The organism is Kluyvera fluvialis (genome assembly GCF_059725275.1).
This window is the reverse complement of sequence record NZ_AP046142.1, coordinates 1,239,971-1,262,495: the sequence shown is the minus strand read 5'-3', so window position 1 is coordinate 1,262,495 and position 22,525 is coordinate 1,239,971. Positions and strand designations below refer to the sequence as shown.

General features: G+C 54.6%; 11 protein-coding genes and 1 other RNA gene. 5 read left to right on the top strand and 7 right to left on the bottom strand.

Annotated features, from left to right (window positions below; all coding sequences use genetic code 11):
• Positions 1-49: 49 nt before the first annotated feature.
• Positions 50-1,711 carry a DNA repair protein RecN gene (gene recN / locus AC6I4B_RS06150; protein ID WP_497770347.1) on the top strand — a complete coding sequence of 554 codons (1,662 nt, stop codon included), beginning with the start codon at positions 50-52 and terminating at the stop codon, positions 1,709-1,711.
• 147 nt (positions 1,712-1,858) lie between these two features.
• Positions 1,859-2,200 (top strand): outer membrane protein assembly factor BamE, encoded by a 342-nt coding sequence (bamE, locus tag AC6I4B_RS06145; protein ID WP_497770346.1) that lies wholly within the window; start codon positions 1,859-1,861, stop codon positions 2,198-2,200.
• Between the two features lie 68 nt (positions 2,201-2,268).
• Here the strand turns inward: bamE and AC6I4B_RS06140 are convergent, their stop codons facing one another.
• A complete protein-coding gene (locus tag AC6I4B_RS06140) occupies positions 2,269-2,565 on the bottom strand; it encodes an RnfH family protein (protein ID WP_497770344.1) in 297 nt (98 codons plus the stop codon).
• On the bottom strand, positions 2,555-2,992 hold the full coding sequence (locus tag AC6I4B_RS06135) for a type II toxin-antitoxin system RatA family toxin (RefSeq protein WP_497770343.1): 438 nt from the start codon (positions 2,990-2,992) through the stop codon (positions 2,555-2,557). The genes AC6I4B_RS06140 and AC6I4B_RS06135 overlap by 11 nt, the downstream gene beginning before the upstream one ends.
• A gap of 147 nt (positions 2,993-3,139) precedes the next feature.
• Here AC6I4B_RS06135 and smpB point away from each other — a divergent pair, with 147 nt between their 5' ends.
• A complete protein-coding gene (gene smpB / locus AC6I4B_RS06130; protein WP_497770341.1) occupies positions 3,140-3,622 on the top strand; it encodes an SsrA-binding protein SmpB in 483 nt (160 codons plus the stop codon).
• Between the two features lie 44 nt (positions 3,623-3,666).
• Here smpB and AC6I4B_RS06125 read toward each other — a convergent pair whose 3' ends face one another.
• From AC6I4B_RS06125 to AC6I4B_RS06110, 4 genes are all read right to left on the bottom strand, one after another.
• A complete protein-coding gene (locus AC6I4B_RS06125) occupies positions 3,667-4,836 on the bottom strand; it encodes a beta-barrel domain-containing protein (protein ID WP_497770339.1) in 1,170 nt (389 codons plus the stop codon).
• An 11-nt stretch (positions 4,837-4,847) separates the two neighbouring features.
• On the bottom strand, positions 4,848-6,980 hold the full coding sequence (locus AC6I4B_RS06120) for a type I secretion system permease/ATPase (protein ID WP_497770338.1): 2,133 nt from the start codon (positions 6,978-6,980) through the stop codon (positions 4,848-4,850).
• 22 nt (positions 6,981-7,002) lie between these two features.
• Complete coding sequence (locus AC6I4B_RS06115) at positions 7,003-8,340, bottom strand: TolC family outer membrane protein (protein WP_497770336.1); 1,338 nt, start codon at positions 8,338-8,340, stop codon at positions 7,003-7,005.
• A 78-nt stretch (positions 8,341-8,418) separates the two neighbouring features.
• Complete coding sequence (locus tag AC6I4B_RS06110; RefSeq protein WP_497770335.1) at positions 8,419-20,688, bottom strand: Ig-like domain-containing protein; 12,270 nt, start codon at positions 20,686-20,688, stop codon at positions 8,419-8,421.
• A 563-nt stretch (positions 20,689-21,251) separates the two neighbouring features.
• On the opposite strand from AC6I4B_RS06110, the gene ssrA reads away from it, so the two are divergent.
• Both ssrA and AC6I4B_RS06100 read left to right on the top strand, forming a co-directional pair.
• Positions 21,252-21,614: a transfer-messenger RNA gene (ssrA, locus tag AC6I4B_RS06105) on the top strand.
• Positions 21,615-21,740: 126 nt separating this feature from the next.
• The gene (locus AC6I4B_RS06100) at positions 21,741-22,223 is read left to right on the top strand and encodes a BRCT domain-containing protein (protein WP_497770333.1); all 483 of its coding nucleotides are present in this window, start codon (positions 21,741-21,743) and stop codon (positions 22,221-22,223) included.
• A 27-nt stretch (positions 22,224-22,250) separates the two neighbouring features.
• On the opposite strand, the gene AC6I4B_RS06095 is transcribed toward AC6I4B_RS06100, so the two are convergent.
• Entirely contained in the window at positions 22,251-22,469 is a 219-nt protein-coding gene (locus AC6I4B_RS06095; protein WP_497771960.1) for an ogr/Delta-like zinc finger family protein, read from the bottom strand.
• Positions 22,470-22,525 lie beyond the last annotated feature (56 nt).

The window sequence follows — 22,525 nt, the reverse complement described above, 5'->3', positions numbered from 1 at the left end:
TTATACTGTATGAAAACACAGTTATGGGTTTTCATACAGGAAAGCGACTATGTTGGCACAACTGACCATCAGCAATTTTGCAATCGTTCGTGAACTTGAAATCGACTTCAACAGCGGAATGACCGCCATTACCGGGGAAACCGGGGCCGGTAAATCTATTGCAATTGATGCCCTCGGCCTGTGCCTGGGTGGCCGAGCCGAGGCCGACATGGTTCGCGCAGGGGCTAACCGCGCCGACCTTTGCGCCCGCTTCACCCTTAAAGACACCCCAGCCGCGCTACGCTGGCTGGAAGAAAACCAGCTCGAAGATGGCCGCGAATGCCTGCTGCGTCGCGTTATCAGCAGCGACGGGCGCTCTCGTGGTTTTATCAACGGCACTGCTGTCCCGCTCTCTCAGCTACGCGAGCTGGGCCAGTTACTGATTCAAATTCACGGCCAACACGCCCATCAGTTGCTGGTAAAACCCGAGCACCAGAAAACGCTGCTTGATGCCTATGCTGGTGAGTCTGACCTTGCCCGTCAAATGGCCGAGCACTATCGCCTTTGGAATCAAAGCTGTCGCGATCTCGCCACCCATCAACAGCAAAGCCAGGAGCGCGCCGCCCGTGCAGAACTGCTGCAATATCAGCTCAAAGAACTAATTGAGTTCAACCCGCAGCCTGGCGAATACGAACAAATTGATGAAGAGTACAAACGCCTCGCCAATAGCGGGCAGTTGCTTTCCACCAGCCAACACGCGCTGGCGATACTGGCCGACGGCGATGATGTCAACCTGCAAAGCCAACTGTACACCGCGCGCCAGCTAGCCGGCGAGCTGGCGAGCATGGACGACAAACTCTCCGGTGTCCTCGACATGCTGGAAGAAGCCGCTATTCAGTTGAGCGAAGCCAGCGACGAACTGCGCCACTACTGCGACCGTCTTGACCTTGACCCTAACCGCCTGTTTGAGCTGGAACAGCGTCTGTCTAAACAAATTTCACTGGCGCGTAAACACCATATTTCGCCTGAAGCACTGCCGGATTTTTATCAGTCTCTGCTCGATGAACAGCAGTTGCTTGACGACCAGAGCGACTCGCTGGAAACGCTAAAAATGGCGGTGTCGCGCCACCATCAACTGGCACTGGAAACCGCCCGCCAGTTGCATATGCAGCGTCAGACGAGCGCCCATGAATTAGCACAACTGATAACCGACAGTATGCATATGCTGTCGATGCCGCACGGCGTGTTTGATATCGATGTCAGTTTTGAAGAACAACACTTAACGGCAGAAGGCGCTGACCGCATTGAATTTCGTGTTACCACTAACCCTGGGCAACCGCTCCAGGCGATTGCTAAAGTGGCGTCCGGCGGTGAGCTGTCGCGTATTGCGTTAGCCATTCAGGTGATTACCGCCCGTAAAATGGAAACTCCGGCGCTTATCTTCGATGAAGTCGATGTTGGGATCAGCGGCCCGACAGCAGCGGTCGTTGGCAAACTGTTGCGCCAGTTGGGCGAATCCACGCAGGTGATGTGCGTAACCCACCTGCCGCAGGTCGCTGGCTGTGGTCATCACCATTTCTATGTCAGCAAAGAAACCGACGGCGCGATGACCGAAACCCACATGCAGCCACTGGATAAACGCGCTCGTCTGCAAGAATTAGCCCGCTTACTTGGCGGCAGTGAAGTCACGCGAAATACGCTGGCGAATGCGAAAGAGTTGCTGGCAGCGTAAACTTTTTGGGCTTCTCGCAGTCAGAGTTCACAATAAAACGCCGTCAGACCCGATCGCAAAGGTTTCCAACTTACGTCAGGTCTATTATCATCGGCATATTACATATGAGCCGCGTACTGCTCGGGCCCGAAAAGGAATCAAATCACTATGCGCTGTAAAACGCTGACTGCCGCCGCAGCGGTTCTTCTGATGATGACTGCAGGCTGTTCCACTCTGGAGCGAGTGGTTTACCGTCCTGATATTAGTCAGGGGAACTACCTGGTACCAAACGATGTTGCCAAAATCCGTACTGGCATGACGCAACAACAGGTGGCTTATACCTTAGGTACGCCGATGATGACCGACCCATTCGGCACCAATACCTGGTTCTATGTTTTCCGCCAGCAACCTGGACATGAAAAAGTCACTCAGCAAACGCTGACGCTGACCTTCAACAGCAGCGGTGTGCTAACCAATATCGACAATAAACCGGCGCTGACCAAAAACTAAGCCGCAGGTTTCAAAAAAAGCGCTCAATGAGCGCTTTTTTTATTTCTCGATCACAAAGCAGAACGAACTTATCCCTTACTCTGGACTGACTTCTCCGCACGCTGGCGACGTAGCTCTTTCGGGTCGGCGATTAATGGGCGATAAATCTCAACCCGATCGCCATCGTGAACTTCATCCTGTAGCTTTACCGGGCGGCTATAAATACCCACTTTGTTTTTGCTCAGGTCGATGTCATCACGCAGCGCCAGCAGACCGCTGGCCTGAATGGCCTGTTCAACCGTCGCCCCTTCTTCCAGCGTCACCCGCTGCAGATATTGTTTCTGCGGCAACGCATAGGCCACTTCAACAACGATTTTACCCGACACGATATACCTCTCTGGCGCGCATCGTAAACGCCTGCACCATATTCAGCGCCAGCTCTTTAAAGACGCGACCAAACGCCAGCTCAATCAGCTTATTGGTAAACTCAAAGTCGAGATGAAACTCAATTTTGCAGGCGTCATGGCTCAATGGCGTAAACTTCCAGCCACCAATCAGTTTCTTGAATGGCCCATCGACCAGATGCATCAGGATGCTCTGGTTGCTGGTTAAGATATTACGCGTGGTAAAGGTCTTACTGATGCCTGCTTTTGAAACATCCACCGCCGCAGTCATTTGCGTCGGCCCTGACTCCAGAACTCGGCTGCCTGTACAACCAGGAAGAAAATCCGGGTAGGCATTTACATCATTCACCAGTTGATACATCTGCTCTGCGCTATAAGGAACCAGTGCAGTACGGCTAATCTGAGGCATAGCAATTTCCATGATCAAACACGGCGTAAATAGTATCATTTATCTACTGTTAAAAAAAACGGACACCGTTGATATCATGCTAAGATAACGCATTGCGCCTCGCGGGAGCTTGAGGCTATGTTTGATTAGCGATGACTTCAGGACATTATGACGAAGAAAAAAGCACACAAACCTGGATCGGCCACCATTGCGCTGAATAAACGCGCCCGCCACGAATACTTTATTGAAGAAGAGTTGGAAGCGGGTCTTGCACTTCAGGGTTGGGAAGTAAAATCCCTGCGCGCAGGCAAAGCCAACATTGGCGATAGCTACGTTATCTTAAAAGATGGCGAGGCTTACCTGTTTGGCGCTAACTTTACCCCAATGGCCGTAGCCTCTACCCACTACGTGTGCGACCCAACACGCACCCGTAAACTGCTGCTCAACCAGCGCGAGCTGGACAACCTGTATGGCCGCATCAACCGTGAAGGCTATACCGTGGTTGCGCTGTCGCTGTACTGGAAGAACGCCTGGTGTAAAGTCAAAATCGGCGTGGCGAAAGGTAAGAAACAGCACGACAAGCGCTCTGATCTTAAAGACCGTGAATGGCAGTTGGATAAAGCCCGCATTATGAAACACGCAGGGCGATAATCAGACAGCACTTGCCTGCAACCTGCGGGCAAGCGCCGTTATTTTTACCGTTCGCGTAAGGCTTCGTTGATTTTGTTCAGCGGCTTAATCAGATAATCGAGCACTGATTTCTGCCCCGTTTTAATCTCCACGTTCGCCACCATCCCCGGCATAATCGCAAAACGTTTCCCCTGCTTGTTGACCAGCTCAGCCTGCGAAGTACGCACATACACCCGATAGTAAAACTGGTCGCGACGCACTTCATCTTGCAACGTATCCGGTGACACCACTTCTACCGTGCCTTTAAGGTCGCCATAAATCGACGAATCATACGCCGTAATTTTTACCGTCGCCGGAAGTCCTGGGCGAATATAGGCGATATCACGCGGGTTGATGCGCGACTCAATCAGCAGTTGATCTTCCAGTGGCACAATCTCCATGAGCTTACCGCCCGGTTGCAGCACCCCGCCCACCGTATTGACCTGAATATCTTTAACGACCCCACGTACCGGTGAAAACAGCGATGCGCGTTCTACCTGATCGGCTTTCCCCGCCATCACCTGGAGCTGCGCATCTAAATCAGCGTCGTTTTTGACCTGTTCTTCACGCGCGCGCACCGCGTACTGGTTTCGTGCCTCATCAATTTTACCCTGTAATTCAGTAGCCTGACGCGACAGGCGAATCACCTCCACTTCGCCCGCCGCGCCTTTCGCCACCAGCGGTTTGGTCATTTTGATTTCCGCATTCACCAACTGAAGCGTTTTTTGCAGGTTGGCGACTGTTTCCGTTAAATTGCGCCGCCTTGAGTCATACAACTGCCGCTCACGCGCCACCAGCGCCGGTTCTTTTAAGGATTCCGCACTAAACGCCAGCGGTTGTCCGGTCAGTTCCGAGCGCAAGCGCTCGCTGGAAGCACGCAGCGCACGGACTCTCACCGCCGCCTCGCCATAGTTAGACTGAAAACGGGTCTGGTCGAGCCGCGCCAACATCTGCCCGCGCGCCACGATATCGCCCTCTTTCACCATCAGCGCGCTGACGATGCCGCCATCAAGGCTTTCAATCACCTGCGCATGGGTGGAGGGCGTCACTTTGCCGGTTCCCACCGTCACTTCATCCAACATGGCCCAGCGAGCCCACAGAAAAAAACCGACCATCCCGAGCAACGTCAACCACACTACGGAAGAAGAAATGCGGCTCTGCCGCTTAAGCTCTTCCTGCATTTTTGCTTCAATCATCGCGTCACTCCTCAGCCTATGGAAGCCACATTGCTATTGTGCCGCGCCTGATTCAGCAGCGTATCGCGCGGGCCATCGGCCATCACTTTGCCGTTCTCCAGCACCACAATTCGGTCTACCAGCTTGAGCAGCGCCGGGCGATGCGTGACCAGCACCAGAGTGCGTCCGGTTAGCCATTGATGGAGCTGGCGAATAACCCATTCTTCAAGTTGTTCATCCATCGAAGCCGTCGGCTCATCCAGCAGGACAATTTGCGGATTACGCACAATCATGCGGCTGAGCAACACCATTTGCCGCTGCCCGCCGGACAACCCTCGCCCGCCCTCATTGATCATCCGGTCAAGGCTGGCGGCATCCTGCTGCACCAGATTTATCGCCCCGCTAATCCGCAGCGCCTGAATCAGCTCGGCGTCGGTCGCATGTGGGTGACCGAGCATCAAGTTTTGCCGCAGAGTGCCAAAAAAGAGCCGTGAATCCTGCGATAAATAGCCAATCTGCCGCCGCACGTCGCCAGGGTCGATATGCGCGATATCCACGCCATCAATAATAATTTTGCCTTTGGTCGCCTGTACCTGCCCTGACAGCAAGCGCAGCAACGTCGATTTCCCCACGCCCGTTTTCCCGAGGATGGCGACGCGTTCGCCAGGCTTAATTTCCAGCCCTTCGATATTCAACGCCTGTTCGCCTTTTTCAACGTCATAGCTGTACTGCATTTGCTGGACCTGATAATGGCCCGCCAATACCGGACAGTGCGCCATTCGTTTATCGGCTTCTTTATCCAACGGTTTTTTCAGCAACTCATTCAGCCCGGTCATCGCCGATTTAGCATGTTGCCAGCGAGAAAAGACCATTGTCAGTTGCATTAACGGCGCAATGGTTCGCGAGGACAACAAGCTACAGGCCACCATCGTCCCGGTGGTGATGGAGCCGTCCAGCACCAGATAACTGCCCAGCACCAGCATCCCGCCGTAGGTAATTTGCTGAACGCTGGAGGCCCAGCCGCTAAGGCGCGCGCCCCACACACGCTGCTTCATCCCTATCGATGCGCCCACCGCGTGAGTGTGTTCCCACTGGCGCTGGAAATAAGGCTCGGCCTGCAACGCTTTGATATCTTCAATCCCTTCAATGGCTTCCACCAGCACCGCATTACGAATGGCGCTTTCGCGCATCCCCTCTTTGGCAAGCCGCGCCATCGGCCATTGCACCAGCAGGCCAGGAATAATAATCAACGGAATAGCAATAATTGGAATAATCACCAACGGCCCGCCAACCGCCGCCATAATCAGCAAAAACAGCAGTACGAACGGCATATCCATCGCCGCGCCAACGGTGGTTGAGGTTAACAGTTCACGCACTTGGTCGATTTCACGAAGCTGTGAGATAAACGAGCCGGTCGATTTTGGCCGCGCGTCATTCTTAATGGCTAGCGCGCGGGCAAAAAACATCGACGAAACGCGCAGGTCGATATGCTTACCCATAATGTCGGAGATATGCGTACGCGCCAGACGGATGGAAAACTCCATCACCGCAGCAAGCAAAACGCCCACAAACAGCACCCATAACGTGGGAAATGACTGCGCGGGGATCACGCGATCGTAAACCTGGGTGGAGAATAAAATCCCGCCCAGCGCCAGCACGTTACCCAGCACCGACGCCAGCGAGATCTCAGCCAGTTTTCTGCCGCTGTGGCGAAAATGCTTCCAAAACCAGTGTTCTTCCCACGGGCGGGTAAACTCATCGATGCGCGAATCGCGGCCCCGATCGGCAATCCCAAGCAATACCACCGAATCCAGCAGCCGCTCTTTGAGTTCTTCAAGCGGCTCCTCGCGAACCAGTTCGCCATTATCAATGGCCCAATAGGTCACGATGCCTTCTGCGTCCAGCCTCTCAAGTAGCAGCAGTTCGCCGCTTTCAACCTGTGCGATGATCGGCATATTTTGCGAGCTCCAGCGCACTTTCGCTTTTGGCGTAATACGAATCTGAAGCCCGACAAGATGGCTTAGCCGTTCCAGGCGCTGCGCCAGGGGCAGTGATTCAAACCAGCGCATCTGCTGGCTAACAGCCAGAGGTTCCACCGGTAAACCAAAACACCCCGCAGCGCGCACCATTACATTGACCCAACTCTCTGATGTCGTCTGTTGCATAACTTCTCCTGGGTCTTAACTACTACAGGGACGGTAAGGAATCACCGATAGTCTGGCTGCGTTCAATCCCCAACATATCGAGCAAATTATCTGCCGCTGCGGCGTAGCGCACTGCCGCATCCCAGGCGTCATAGCGAGCGGTAATTTCCGCCACTTCGGCCTGGAAAACATCCTGCTCGACGCTGAGTAAATCGTTCAGGCTGCGCTTGCTGAGCTTGTACTCATCGCGGTACACCACCCGCGCCCGATTGGCACTGACTTTTTGTTGCTCCCCCGCCTGCTCGCGCAACTGTGCGCCGGAAAGGTCGGCCCACGCCGTGGCGGCTTTCTGGTTGATATCAAGTTTGCTCGACTCGATGCCCGCCTGTGCGCTGGCGCGGTCACTTTCGGCGGCGTCCACACGGGCGCTGACCGCCCCGCCCTGATAGATAGGTGCGCTGACCACAAACTGGACCTGGTCATCCCAGTAGTTACCGCTGCTACTGCTTTGATAACGCGTGCGTCCGGCCTGCACCGAGAGCGTCGGCCAATGCTGCGCTTCGGCCTGGCGAATACGCTCCGCCGCCGCCTGCTGGCGTGACTGCGCGCTGCGCACCAGGTTATTGGTGGAATAGGGGAAAGACTGGAGGGTGATTTTTTGCTGCAACAGTGATTGCGGCAAATCCGGCAGCGTTTCGGCTTTAATGCCGGTCAAAACCGACAGGTAAGCCTGCGCGGACTGCATCTGCGAGGTATATTGCGCCTGAGTGGCATTCACCCCCGCAATACGCGACTGTGCCTGTAGCTCGTCCGAGTCAGAGCTTAGCCCCGCGTCAGCGCGCATCACAGCCATGTCGTTAATGCCCTGCAACGAGTTTTTATTGCGCTCGCTCGCCAGCACCAACATTTGGTAACGCTTCACTTGCAGGTAAGCCTGCAACGTTTGCATCCCCACTTCATTCAGCGTGCCGTAAAGCTCATAGCGATACGCTTCGGTTAAGTTATTTTGCTCATCAATACTGCCGTTGGTTTTGCCAAAATCGTAAATCAGTTGTTTCAGGCTAATCCCCGCTGAACCATTGCTGTTCAGCGAACCGGAGGAGTCTGTCTGGTGGCTACGTCCGGCGTTCCCCTGCAACGACACCTGCGGGAACCATGCGCTCTGCGCCTCTTTTTTATTCGCCTGGCCGACACGAATTTGCGCGGCGGCCTGCGCAATTTTCGGGTTACGCGCAAACGCACGTAAGATGGCCTCTTTGATGGTTAGCTGCGCCTGAAGCTGCTCCTCGGGCGCAAACTGCCAGCGAACATTTTCTTCTCCATAGGTTGGCGCACTCATCGCCAACGCGACCAACAATAACGCGTATACGTTGTTCTTCATGTTTCCACCTTTGGGTTGCCCGTGGTGATATTTTTTACGCCTACAAAAATGGCCTCATCCTTGAGGCTTTCTCGATTTTTAGATCAGGTTGACATGAACCCCTTGCTGAATCAGGACATCTCCCAACGTGTTGCCCTGCGAGCTGTTGTGGTAAACATCGTAAGAGACACCGTTAACCTCACGTTGGCCGCTCACCGCCCATAGGTCACCCTGCCCGTGAACCAAGTTCACCTGGTCACCGTTGACGCCTTTAATCAGCAGGTTATCCTGCGGCGTGTCTTTTACCGTTATCGCATCGTTAAGATTCAGCGTGATGGAGTTCGTCCCGGACTTCCCAAGGTCGAAGATTTCAATATTCTGGATAGTGCTCCCTTGCTGGATCAGGTTGAGGTTGATATTCACGCCATCGAGCACCAACGTATCAATGCCCATGCCGCCATCGATATGGCTAAAGCCCAGTGAAGAAAGGTGAATGGTGTCGTTACCGGAACCGCCCTGCGCGCTATCGCCGCTGTGGGATGTGCCATCCGCCAGATCAATACTCACGCCGCCGATAGTGAACGAGTTGAGCGTCGCGGTAGTATCGGTATTGCTATGGCTATCGCTGCCGTCCGTCGCGTTATTCGCCGACGAGGACGTTGACGAGTTGCTATTCGGCGTCGTGGTATTGCTGTCATTCGCCGAGTCAGACGCCGCCAGTAACGACATGGTATGAGTATCAGCGCTTTCGACCTGCATCGATGCCGGGCTCACAATCGGCTTACCGTCCAGCCCGACATGCAGCGTTCCGGTGTTGCCCGCAGAATCGGTCGCGGAGATATCAAGGATTTGCAAAGAGAGCAGTTGCGTTAAGATATCCAGCCCCAGCGAGAACTTCGCCGACCAGGTGCCATCAGGGTTGGTTATCGCGTCCGCCCCCAGCGTTTTACCGGCCAGAGAAATGCTGACGCGCGCGCCACCGCCGAGGAACTGCGAGCTGCCGCTCAGCGTCAGCCCCTGAGTCAACAGCGTGACCAGGTTCAGGGTCGCCAACGCATTTAGCGTCAGTATTGGGGTGGTCAGTTTCACCGTCACATTGGTATTCGAGGTGCTGTTGGTGTTCCCCACCGCATCGATAACCTTCACACCCACCGACAGCGGCCCATTGCCTAGCGCATTCAACTGCGCAGAAGTCAGGTTCAGCGACCAGGTATTCCCCGTCACCACCGCATTGACCACCAGCGTGCCTAATGTCACCTGCACGGTTGCCCCCGGCAGCGCGCTGGTCACCGTCCCGGTTAGCAGTTGCCCATTGCTCGCTTCACTCACATTCAGGAAGCCGTCATTACCAAACAGGCTACCCAGCGTGACTGTAGGTACGGTGTGGTTAATCACGTTCAGCGTCTGGGTCAACGAGTTGACGGTATCGGCCAGGTTGCTCACCTTCGCGGTCACCGTCGTAGCCCCTTCTGCCAGCGCGCTTAAATCAGCCTGCGAAACCTGTACCGACCAGCTACCGTTGCTCCCCACAACGGTGGTGTAATTTTTACCATTGAGCGTAATAGTGATCTGGCCGCCAATCGCGTTGGTTGAGGTTCCCGAAATCGTCTGCCCGGATTTCGCCTCGTTAATATTCAGCCCGTTATCACCAAACAGCGGATCCAGCGTCAGCGTTGGCAAGAGGTGGATACCCACAGAGAGGCCGCCCGATGCGGATGCCGGGTTGCCCGCCGCATCTTTGGCGCTTACGCTGACGGTGAAGTTACCGTCCAGCAGCGTTTTAAGGTCAAGCACCGGCAACGACACCTGCCAACTGCCGTTTGCGCCCACCGTCGTGGTATAGCTCAACGGGCCGAGCTTAATGTTAATCACCGTGCCCGCCGCCAGATTTGTCGAGCTACCGCTGATAAGCTGCGCGCTCAACAAATCGCTGAGGCTGAGCACCCCATCGCCAAAAATGGTATTCACCGACAGCGATGGCAGCTTATTCACAATCGCATCAATCAATTTATTACTGCTGGCGACGTTACCCGCCGCATCCGTGACCGTCGCGGTAACCGAGAAATTGCCATCGCTCAGCGCGCTCAGCAGGCTGGCCGGTACATTGGCAGTCCAGCTACCGTCGCCTTTAATATTGGCGGTCAGCAGCGTGCTGCCAACCATCAGCTGCACTGTGCCGCTGGTCAGGTTGGTCACCGTGCCGCTGATCGTCTGGTCGGCTATCGCTTCGGCATGGTTGAGATAACCATCGCCGCCGAAAAGCGTGTTCAGTACGATACTCGGCACTTTATTGATCCCGACGATCACCTGCGGCGCATTCACCGTCGCAGTGTTGCCGTCCGGGGTAGTAATAGTGACCACCGGCGTCCATGTGCCGTCTGCCAGACCGGCCAGATCACCCGGTTTCAGGCTGATTGAGAAGTTGCCGTTACCGTCGGTTAAGCCCACAAAGACTTTGCCGCCAATCGCCACCGTAATCGCCGAGTTAATTGGCGCGTTCCCCACCGTACCGCTGATGGTCTGGTTGAGCAGCGCTTCGGTGGCATTCAGCAGCCCGTCGCCAAACAGCGTGATGCCGTTAAGTATCGGCTTGAGCAGATCCAGACCCAACGATGCACCGGCTTTAGCCTCGTTACCGGCGCTGTCGGTCGCCGACACCGCCACGGAAACCGTCCCCGTCCCCAGGCCTTGCAAATAGGCCGTCACATCCGGCGTCAGGTTGGCAGACCACTGGCCATTGCTGCCCACTTGCGCAGTCAATACATTGCCGCCGTTCAAGGTAATGGAGATAGTTCTGCCCGCCAGCCCGCTCGCCGTTCCGGATATCACACCGCTCGCCAGTTCCGTCAGGCTCAGAATGCCATCGCCAAACAGAGGGTTCAGTTGAATCGTCGGTAGATTGTGCGTCAGCACGGTTAAATTGAGTGAACCGTTGGTGGTATTGCCGTTACCGTTGGTATCCGTCACCGATACGTTAATGGTCGCCAACCCATCCGGTAGCGCACTAAGCAGTGCTTTAGACAGCGTCGCCGTCCAGTGCCCGCTGGCATCGGTAATGGCGGTAATCGTCTGCCCACCAATTTTCAGCACTACCGTTGCGCCCTGCGCCACGTTATTAATCGTGCCGCTAATCAGCTGATCGCTCTGGCTGTCGATGGCGTTAATAATGTTATCGCCCGCCGCAACAATGCTGCCCAGCACCGGAACGCTTGAGAGCGCAACCTTAATATCGACGCTTTTATTCACCACGTTGTCGTTAGGGTCTTTAACATCCAGACTTACCCCCAGCAGCGGGCCATCAGTCAGCCCAGCCCAGAGTGACGGCGGCAACTGGACGTTGAATGTGCCATCCCCCGCCACCGACACAGGGATTTTAATCCCCAGGATATTCAGCGTGACGGTCGCACCGCGATAATCGCCGGTAAGATGACCGGTTAAGGTCTGCGTGATGAGCGACTCCGCGACGTTCAGCAGGCCGTTATTACCGAACACATTATCAATGACCGCGCCAAGCCCCTGGTTCAAGGCGACGTTGAGAGTCACGCTATTGTCATAGACGTTACCGGCGTTGTCGGTCGCATGAATGCTAATCGACTGCACACCATCGGTAAGTTTATTCAACTCGATTTTCGGGAAGGTATAACTCCATTTGCCATCAAGGCCGACAGTGCCACTCCAGCTTATCGGGCCAATCGTCAGGGTGAACGTACTCTCCGGCTCACCCGTGCCGTTTAATATCAGCCCAGACGCGCCGTTTACCGTGGTCAGCACCGCAGGCAGGCTTAAGGCATCGATAGCCAGTAACGGCGCGGAGGTATCGACGGTGATAGTCTGACTATACGGCGGTGAAATATTGCCAGCCTTATCCGTCAGGCTTAATTCAATGGTCTGCGATCCCTGGCCTAAGCCCTGGAGATCGCCCGATGGGATCGATACAGACCAGGTTCCCCCCGGCTGAACGATCGCATGATAGGTGTGACCGCCGAGCTTGATAACCACCGATTGCCCAATATCCGCCAGGCTTGCCGTACCGCTTAACAACTGGTTCGCGCTCGCTTCGCTGGCGTTGATAACATTATCGCCAGTCAGCGGATTCATCGATACCGTCGGCAACGTCGTATCAATCACAAAGGAACCGGTGACCGTTTTGCCATCCGCCTCGGCGGTGATGGTGTAGTTGCCGTCAGGCAGCCCCAGCGTTAACAGCGGAGATGTCCAGTGCCCTAAAGGATCGGTCAATCCCGTGATGATACGAGGGAGCAAATCTGGCCCGGTGATGGTTATTGTCACCAGGGTATTCAGCGGCAGGTTGGCAGACTCGCCGCTAAACGTAATGTTCAGGCCGGACATTTCACTGCTATTAAAGTAACCATCACCACCGGGGCTATTCAGCGCCAGCGACGGCGACGGTGTTAAATCGACATCAACTGAAATCGCAGGCGATGTGGCTGGGTTTTTCGCCGCGTCGGTGACCGTGGCGGTAAGCTGACCGGTCGTCAGCCCCAAAAGATCGACTGGCTGTAAGGTCACGCTCCAGCTTCCGTTGCCCAGCACTGTCGTCGTAAAACTTTTGCCATTCAGATGTACCGTCACCTGTTGGCCAGCTTCGATACCCGTCGTCGTCCCGGTGATAGTTTGCGCCACCAGGCTTTCGGCATAGCTCAACTTGTCGTCGCCGCCAAACAGCCCGCCATTGATAGTCACCGTCGGCGCATTAAGCGCCACCGTAACCGACGAGCTAACGCTACCGGTGTTATGCGCGCCGTCGGTGATGCTGACGGTCAAATTCCCCGTCCCGCTGGTCAGCCCGCCCAGTTCATTCGGTGCGAAGGTATAGCTCCAGGTGCCATTCGCCACGTTAATATTCGCGGCAGGTACGGTGAAGGTCTTCCCGCCGACGCTAATCACAATAGTGCTGTCTTTTGCGTAGCTGGAATTAAACGTCCCATTGAGCGTAAGGCCTGTGCCCGCCTCGGCGATATTTAACATCCCATCGCCAAACGGCGTACCGGTAATCGCCACCGTCGGCGTCGAAAACGCCACGTTGAACGACGGATTAATGGTTGTGGAGTTACCGTACTGGTCAGTGGCGGTGATAATCAACTGATGCGGCGAACCGGACAAACCACTCAGCGTGCCGCCCGGAAGCGTCAGGATCCAGTTACCGTTGGCATCGACATCCGCCGTGTACGGCGTACCGTTTACATCAATGGTGACTTTCACCAACTGATTGCCACCGATAATCCCGGTTTTACCGCTGAGGGTAATGGCCTGTTTGGCTTCGTCGATATTAAGAATGCCGTCACCACCGAACAGCGAATCGACGGACGGTGTGGGTAGCGACGTGTGGACAGTAAAGGTTTTCGAGCTTGAATCGCTGTTGCCATAAGCATCGGTGGCTTTTACCGTTATCGTCTGCGTTCCCTGACCAATACCGAGCAAATCCGTCGCACTTAACGTCACCGTCCAGTTGCCGTTGGCATCGACGCTGGTGAATTTCGGGTCAATGGTATGGCCGTTAATAGTCAACAATACCGACTGCCCCAAACCTTTCAGCCCTGTTGAACCGGTAATCGTCTGCGAGGCTCCGCTTTCCAGGCTGTTGAGGATGCCGTCACCAAACGGCGTGGCGATAGTGACAGTGGGCAGCGTCGTTTGCACGGTGAAGCTACCATTACCGGAGGCGATGTTGCCGTAGATATCGGTGACGATAATTTTGACCGGAATCGAGCCGTTGTTCAGCAACTGTAGCGTGCCGCTGTCGAGATTCAGCGTCCAGACGCCGTTAACCAGCGTCGCCCCCACCGCCGCACCATTGTTGATGCTCACCAGAACACTGCCGACCAATGAGGCGTTAATGCCGGTGTTGATGGTCAGTGCGCCACCCGCGAGGGCTTCACTGGCGTTCAGTACGCCATCGCTAAACGGCGGAATCAACTGCGGCACGGGCAGGCCGTCAACGTGTGCGGCAAAGTTGACGTTACCGCTGTCTGCCGAGTTACCCGCACGATCGGTGATGGTGACTTTCAGCGAATGCCCACCGTCTGCCAGCACGCTCAGAATCGACGGCGGCAGCAATACCGACCAGTTACCACTGGCATCTACCGTCCCCGAGACCTTCAGCACGCCGTCAATCAGCACCGTCACGGTTTGTCCAATCCCCGCAACGCCGGTATTACCGTTGAGAATCTGCCCTGCGGCGGCTTCCACCTGGTTTACGATATTATCCGTGCCAAACAGGTTCGTCGGTAGCGTGACCGTTGGCCCTTTTACCACCACATCCAACAAGTTACTGCCGTTGGCCGGGTTGCCCCAATTATCGTTGGCGCTAACAGTGACGGTGTACTGGCCGTTATCTAATCCTGCCAGCGCATTGGCGGCGACGGTCGCCGTCCAGATACCGCCAGCACCGACGATCCCGCTACCGACCGTTTTACCGTTAATCACCACCGTCACCGTCGTGCCAACCGCCAGACCGCTGGACGTACCGCTTAAAATACCGGCCACCGCCGCTTCCGCTTTGCTGACAATGCCGTCGCCATACATACTCGTGATAGCCAGCACCGGAGACACCGCATTGCCGACATCAATATTAATCACCTGATCCGAGGTATTACCGGCGGCATCGGAAGCCGTCACTTTTAGTGTCGTCTTGCCCTGCGTCAATGACTGAAGATCGTTAGGCTGCAAGGTAAACGACCAGTCGCCCGAACCGTTGGCAGTAGTGGTCAGTGTTTTTCCATTTATCACCATCGAAACCGTCGCACCGGCTTCCGCTTTGCCGTGGAGGAGCTGCGTCACCAGGGATTCGGCGAGGTTAATCACACCATCTTGCAAGAAGCCATCCAACGTCACGCTCAGCAATGGCCCCTGGGTATCCACGGTAATGTTATGAACGGCCGAGGCATCGTTCTTCGCGGCGTCCTGCGCGCTTGCCGTCACGTTATACGGCTGGCCGTTTTGCAGCGCCTGCACATCGCCCTGCGGCACGGTAATACTCCAGTTACCGCCGGTTAAAACAGTGCCGGTATAACTTTTGCCGTTAAGCGTCACCGTCACCACGGTGTTCACCGGCAGGTTGCTGGACGAGCCGGTAATAGTCAGCGCCTGGTTATGCTCCTGCGCATTAATAATATCGTCACCGGCAATCACGTTCATGGTCAGCCCCGGCAGGTTGACCGGATGGCTTATCACGTTGACCGTGCGATCGGCTACCGCCGAGTTGCCCGCGACATCCGTCACCGTGACATGCACCGTTTGCTGCCCGTCAGCCAGCGCGCTCACGTCACTGGCGGTCAGCGGCACGCTCCAGCTACCGTCTGGCTGCACCAGCGGCGAGTAGGTTTTCCCGTTAAACGTCACCGTCACCGTGCGCCCGGCTTCAACGTGCGTGGTCGTACCGGTGAGGATCAGCGACTGGTTCGCCTCTTTGGCGTTAATGTAATCGTCGGAAGAAATCGCATTAATGGCTATCGTTGGCGCATTCGCCGCCGAGGCATCCAGCGTGGCGCTTCCTTTCACCGTTGAGCTATTACCGGCGTAATCCGTTGCCGCAACCGTAATCGACAGCGGCCCATCCGCCACGCCAGCAAGCGCCCCCGCAGGCAGCGTAATCTTCCAGGTGCCATCACTTTGGATTTGCGTGGTATAGCTTTGGCCGTTAATCGTCACCACCACATTTTGGCTATGCTGCGCGTCGTACGGCATGGCAGTCCCGGTGATGGATATCGGGCTGGCAGACTCTGCAATATTGATAATGTTGTCGCTGGTCACCGCGTCGATGCTTAGTTGCAGCGGCGTTTGATGAACATTGACCGACGGCGTTATCTGGCTTGAGTTCCCTACGCTGTCCGTGGCGGTAATCACCAGCGGCAGCGCCCCATCCGGCAGGCCTTGTAACACGCTGCCAGGCACATTCACACTCCAGTGACCGTCTGCGCCTACCGTTGCCGTCAAGATCGCGCCATTGATCGTCACCGTCACGGTTTGCCCGCTGCCAATCGCCCCCGTCGAGCCGGTTAACACACCACCATTTTGCAGTTCATTGGCGTTGATAGTCCCGTCGCCAAAAGGCGTATTGACGCTAACCGAAGGCTGATTGTGGGTAATTATCGTAAACGAATGCTCGCCGCTGACCAGATTTCCCGCTTTATCCGTTGCGCTGTAGCTCAACGTTGCAGTGCCGTCGGCAATATCGGCTGCATCCGCAGGCGTAATAAACAGCGACCAGCGACCGTTACTGTCCACAGGGGTGCTTAAATACGTTTTGCCGTTCAGCATCACCGAAATAATCGTTCCCTGAGCCACGTTGGCGGTGGTCCCCGTTAACGTCACCCCAGCGGTTATCTCCGAGGCGCTCACCCGATCGTCACCGGTTACCTGATCCACCGAGATAGCACTTTGCGCGCTGTCCACCGTAAAGATCTGCGACACTTGCCCGCTGTTCCCGGCTTTATCGCTGACCGATACCGTCAGCGTATGGCTGCCATCATTCAGCATACTGGCGACATTGGCAGGCAAGTCCACGCTCCACACCCCGCCAATGACAATACCTTTCCATGCGCCTACGCCATCCAACATGAGGGTGACGAATTGCCCGTCCTCCACGTGCGACGCCGTACCAGTGATATGTAAGATCCCCTGTTTTTCAGCGGCATCGACAATATTGTTACCCGCCACCACATTGATGGTTAAAGAAGGCATATTCTGCGGGTTGATATGAACGTCTATCGTGTCGGTAACGGTAGTGCTGTTGCCCGCGCGGTCGGCAATGATCACGCTGAGGGTGTTTTGCCCATCGCGCAGCGCCTGCAAGTCATTGGCTGGCACCGTAACCTGCCAATGCCCATTGGCGTCAACGGTGGTGAGGTATTTATTGCCATTGAGCGTCACCACAACCGGCTGCCCAGCTTCCGCCCCGACGACCGAGCCAGAGAGCGTCTGGTTGACTTTCGCCTCGGCGGCGTTCAGCACATCGTCTTGGGCAAACGGATTAATGATGATGGACGGTGGTTGGGTATCGACGGTAAAGGTAATGTTTTTAATGCTTTGGTTGCCCGCAGCATCGGTGACGGTCACAGTTAAGGTCGGCGTAGAACCATTGCTCAGCACATCAAGCGCGCCAAACGGCAGCGTCGCGCTCCAGTTGCCGTTGGCATCGACGCTCGCCAGCCAACTGCTACCGTTCAGGGTGATAAGAACCGTTTGCGCCCCGCCGGTGATACCAGTAGACCCCTGAATCACTTGGTTTTGCTGGCTTTCTGCCTGGTTTAATACCCCGTCACCAAACGGCACGTTGATACTGGCGTTCGGCAACGTGTGAATCATCACCGTAAAATCACGGCTATCCTGCACGTTTCCGTTCGTCGTCACCGCCGTTGCCGTGACGGTCGCCGTGCCATCTTTCAACGCCTGCAAATCCTGCGGCGAGACATTCACCTGCCAGTGCCCGTTGCCGTCAATCAGCGCGGTGTAGGTTTTACCATTGAGCACCACATTCACCGTCGTGCCGCTGGCGATCCCCACGCTCGCCCCCTGAAGGGTTATCCCCTGGCTGGCTTCGCTGGCATTAAGATAGTTATCCACGGCGATAATACTGATAGCCATACCGCTGGTGCTGGTGCTGACCGTCACAGTGTGATCAACGTTAACCGTCTGACCGGTGAGGTCCGTCAACATCACATCGAGGTCGTTTTTACCGTTGGCCAGTTTAGCGAGATCAGCCGCTGGAATGACCACCTGCCAGCTACCGTCTGAACCGACAGTAGTGGTGTAAGTGTGCCCGCCAATCGTCACCTGGATCTTACTGCCCTGCTCGGCGTTGGTGCTGCTCCCGCGCAGCACCTGGTCGAGCTTGACCTCTGCGCCATTCAGCACATCGTCACCCGTTAACGGCGCAACGGTGAGCGTCGGCATCGTCGTTTTTACGCTGATCACATCTTTTGCGCTGCTGGGGTTGCCTGCGGCATCGGTGACAGTGACCGATATCGTGTTGCTTCCGGCAGGCAGATGCTGGAGGTCAGAGGCTGGAATAGTCACCGACCATTTGCCATCAGGTCCCACCGTGGTTGCGTACACAATATTATTCAACGTCACCGTGACCGGACGACCCGCATCCGCCGAAGATGCTAACCCAGACAACTGCTGGTCAGTCAGCATTTCGGTCGCGTTAAGAATATTGTCGCCGGTAAACGGCAGCACGCTCAGCGTTGGCGGCAGGGTATCTACCGTTACCGTATTCTGAAGCGTGTTTTGGTTACCTGCCGCATCCGTTGCGGTCACAATAATGGTGTTACTGCCCTGCGGCAGGTTTTGTAAATCCGCCGACGGCACGTTGACCTGCCAGTCACCGTTGGCATTAACCGTCGCCAGATACGTTTTATCTCCAACCTGTACGCGCACCGACTGCCCAGCACCGGTCACTCCCGTGTTGCCGCTCAGCAGTTGGGTTTGCGCCGCTTCATTGGCATTCAGAATACCGTCGCTAAAAGGCGTATTCAGGCCAGGCGCCGGGAGATTATGGATAATCACGGTCATATCACGCGTATCCGTCACCGTCCCCGATGCGCCTCCCGTCATCGTCGCCGTAACGTGCTGAATGCCGTCCGGCAACTGCGCGAGATCGATAACCGGTATCAGCACGCTCCAGTTACCTGCGGGGTCAATTGTCGCAGGATAACTTTTCCCGTTAAGCATCACGGTAATAACCACACCGACCGTATATCCCACGCTGGTCCCACGGATTTCCAGCGGCACTGCCGACTCGGCTGCATTCAGGTAGTCATCGGTAGAGATAATCGCGATTGCCGTACTGTCGCCACTGTTCACCGTGACCGTATGGTTATTCGTTACCGTCTGGCCCATCGCATCGGTGAGCGTAACCACCAACGTATCTTGCCCCGGCGTCAACGCTTTCATCGCCGCCGAAGGCAGTAGAATAGACCAACTGCCGTCGCTCCCCACCGTGCCGGTATAGGTGATGCCATTGATAGTGACCATCACTTTGCTGCCAGGCTCGGCGTTGGCGCTAGTACCTTTGAGCAACTGGCTGGTCTGCTGCTCGGCGCTGGTGATCGTGTCATCACCGGTCAACGGCAGCACGGTCAACGTTGGCAGGCTGGTTTTCAGCGCGACATCGTAGTGCTTGCTCGCCTCGTTACCAGCGGCATCCGTCACCGAGACGGTAATATCGTAATGACCGCTAACCAGCGATTTCATAACGCTATCAGGGACTTCAACACGCCAGTTCCCCTGGCTGTCGGTTTGGCCGTAATACTTCACGCCATTCAGGATAACGGTAACGGTTCTGCCCGCTTCTACATGCGAGGTTCCACCGGTGAGCACCAGCGTCTGCCGGGACTCCGTGGCATCAATGTTATAGTCATTGGCAATAGGGTTAGCATAGATTTGCGGTAACCCTGAGACATTAGAATCAACCTGGAAAGTATGAGTAACCGTCGTCTCCTTCCCGGCGCTGTCGGTGATGGAAACGGTAAACGATGCCGCGCCATCCGCCAGCGATGCCAACAGAGATGACGGCAGAAAAATCTGCCAGCTACCGTCGGCATTAACATGCCCGGTAAAAGTTTGACCGCCCAGGGTCACTCGAATTTCGCGGCCTGCCAGCGAGGCCGCGACAGTACCACTGACGTTTTGCCCGCTTTGTGCCTCGCTGAAATTAAGAATGTCATCCCCGGCAAAGGGTTTAACGGTTATGACCGGGCCGGGGTTCTCCCCATTTCCGTTACCATTTCCATTTCCATTTCCATTGCCATTGCCATTACCGTTTCCATTGCCATTACCGTTGCCGTTTCCATTACCGTTTTCGTTGCCATTTCCGGTGCCATTGCCATTGCCGTTATTTCCTGAGGATGACGAGCCACCAGAACCTGAGCCGCTATTGCTATTCGCTGCCAGCGCGATACCGCCCAATGCCAGCACGGAAGCCAGCCCCCCCAACGCGGCCATTGAAGACGATCCGCCTTCAAGCAATGACCCCAACGACACGTCGCTAAACGTAGGGACAATCATCGCCGCCGCAGCCGTTGCTCCTCCCGCCTCTATTGCCGCAGGGAAAACAGCGTGATGAACGCCGGTTTGATCCTCAAAAACCAGTTCGCTATGCAGCCCTTCGCTGTCCAGAGTAAAGAAGTGCTGGTAGCGAACCACTGACCCATCCTTCATATGAACGATAAGGTCATTTCCCTGGCGCTCATAAAAACTAACGGACTCCGGCGAGGCGTTAATTTTGACCACACTGCTTTGTGATAAATTGATAACCTTATCGCCGCCGGCAGAATAATGCACAACGGCATTATTTTTGCGCCCAATTATGTCCACGGACTCTGAGAGGTTATTTTGTTCGGCCATGTTTATTTCCTCATAACGTCAAAAATGACTCGTCCGCGCGGCAGCCCGCGAAATTGTGAGATAAGTCATATTTATTTCATAATTAAAATATAAAGCAAAACAGATAAATCACTATAAAAACAGTAAGTTATTGCTTTGATTTTATTTGTATGAACAATAATGGCTATCAAATCTATAACAATGGCTAGGGGATTTCGCAAATATAAAATAATAAAATAAGCCGATATCATTTTTCTAAAAATAGTCTACCGCTCTATTTAAAAGAGCCACTTAAGTAATACTGAATATCTCTTTAGCAAAAATAAATAGAAAGGTAATAATAAATTTAAGATAGGGAGAACATTTCATTAATAAACTATTCACAACGGAAATTATTATCATCGACAAATAATAGGCTTTGAATCACCTTTGCGCGACACAGCGCCGCACTCGTAAAACCCGCTCCTCCTCAACGCATATTGTTCATTTATTGCTCATGGCGTGCGTTATTCAGCCAATGGATTTCCTCCGCTGCGGGGCTGGCATCGCTGAGCATAAAAGTGTTATACTCGGCGCAACACATTGGGGCTGATTCTGGATTCGACGGGATTTGCGAAACCCAAGGTGCATGCCGAGGGGCGGTTGGCCTCGTAAAAAGCCGCAAAAAATAGTCGCAAACGACGATAACATCGCTTTAGCAGCTTAATAACCTGCTCTGAGCCCTCTCTCCCTAGCTTCCGCTCTTAAGACGGGGATCAAAGAGAGGTCAAACCCAAAAGAGATCGCGTGGACGCCTTGCCTGGGGTCGAAGCGTTAAATCTAATCAGGCTAGTCTGGTAGTGGCGTGTCAATCCGCAGGTGCCAGGCGAATGTAAAGACTGACTAAGCATGTAGTACCGAGGATGTAGGAATTTCGGACGCGGGTTCAACTCCCGCCAGCTCCACCAAATAAAACAAGGGGTTACGTGAAAACGTAGCCCCTTTTTCTTTGGTAGTGGCGGCAAAATGGCGGCAGCCACTTTGCCCACCGTTCATCAACGTCTGAAGCCGTTTATGTAAAAAAGGTGATTCACATGGAAGAAATGCATTTTGTTTACATCAATGCCAATGCACGCATTGGTGCACATTCGATAACCAATGTTAGCCACAGCGATAGTCACATTCAGGGGATATGCCAATCAGCTCATTCGATAAGGACGTTTCGAAAGGATAGAATCCTTCAGGAATTTTCATCTGCAGATGAAGCTCAACGGTCTTGCCAATCTTTCCTCCCCGAGAACTACCTTCATTTAACCAAAGTAACCAAGCCCAAAACCCTCAGTTTTGATGTCTGTTTTACAGGCTTCAAAAAGGCAGATAAAGAGCGTTTGATTGAAGTTGCCGAGGCGCACAATCTAACCGTCCGAAGTTCAGTTACTCAAAATCTGCAAATGCTCTGCTGCGGATACAATGCCGGGCCTTCCAAAGTTAATGCGGCACGCATGAAGGGGACGATCGTCATTGATGAGGAAAGTTTTGTGCATTTTATAGAAACTGGTGAAATTCCTGACGCATAAAAAAACCTGCCGCAGCAGGTTCTGAATTTAAAAATTCATGTGCCCTTGACCACCCGGCGCAGGGTGTGGCGGGGCATTGTTAATTATTGATGGCGTTACGATAAACCGTACTATCGTTTCATGGGTTACAAATGTGCTGCCGCAATTAATGTTCTGGCACTGGCAGTAGCGTTCCTTCGTGCTATCAGTAACCTGAAAGCTACTCCGGGTGTGCGCCGCATGTCCACACTTTGGGCAATTCATCATTTTTTTATTCTCCACCACCATTAAAGTCTCAATAATGATACACAAAGATTCAATAT

Bases quoted from the DNA above. Each gene is read 5' to 3' on its own strand.
- recN (WP_497770347.1), top strand. From the start codon at position 50: ATGTTGGCACAACTGACCATCAGCAATTTTGCAATCGTTCGTGAACTT.
- bamE (WP_497770346.1), top strand. From the start codon at position 1,859: ATGCGCTGTAAAACGCTGACTGCCGCCGCAGCGGTTCTTCTGATGATG.
- AC6I4B_RS06135 (WP_497770343.1), bottom strand. From the start codon at position 2,992: ATGCCTCAGATTAGCCGTACTGCACTGGTTCCTTATAGCGCAGAGCAG.
- smpB (WP_497770341.1), top strand. From the start codon at position 3,140: ATGACGAAGAAAAAAGCACACAAACCTGGATCGGCCACCATTGCGCTG.
- AC6I4B_RS06125 (WP_497770339.1), bottom strand. From the start codon at position 4,836: ATGATTGAAGCAAAAATGCAGGAAGAGCTTAAGCGGCAGAGCCGCATT.
- AC6I4B_RS06120 (WP_497770338.1), bottom strand. From the start codon at position 6,980: ATGCAACAGACGACATCAGAGAGTTGGGTCAATGTAATGGTGCGCGCT.
- AC6I4B_RS06115 (WP_497770336.1), bottom strand. From the start codon at position 8,340: ATGAAGAACAACGTATACGCGTTATTGTTGGTCGCGTTGGCGATGAGT.
- AC6I4B_RS06110 (WP_497770335.1), bottom strand. From the start codon at position 20,688: ATGGCCGAACAAAATAACCTCTCAGAGTCCGTGGACATAATTGGGCGC.
- AC6I4B_RS06100 (WP_497770333.1), top strand. From the start codon at position 21,741: ATGGAAGAAATGCATTTTGTTTACATCAATGCCAATGCACGCATTGGT.
- AC6I4B_RS06095 (WP_497771960.1), bottom strand. From the start codon at position 22,469: ATGATGAATTGCCCAAAGTGTGGACATGCGGCGCACACCCGGAGTAGC.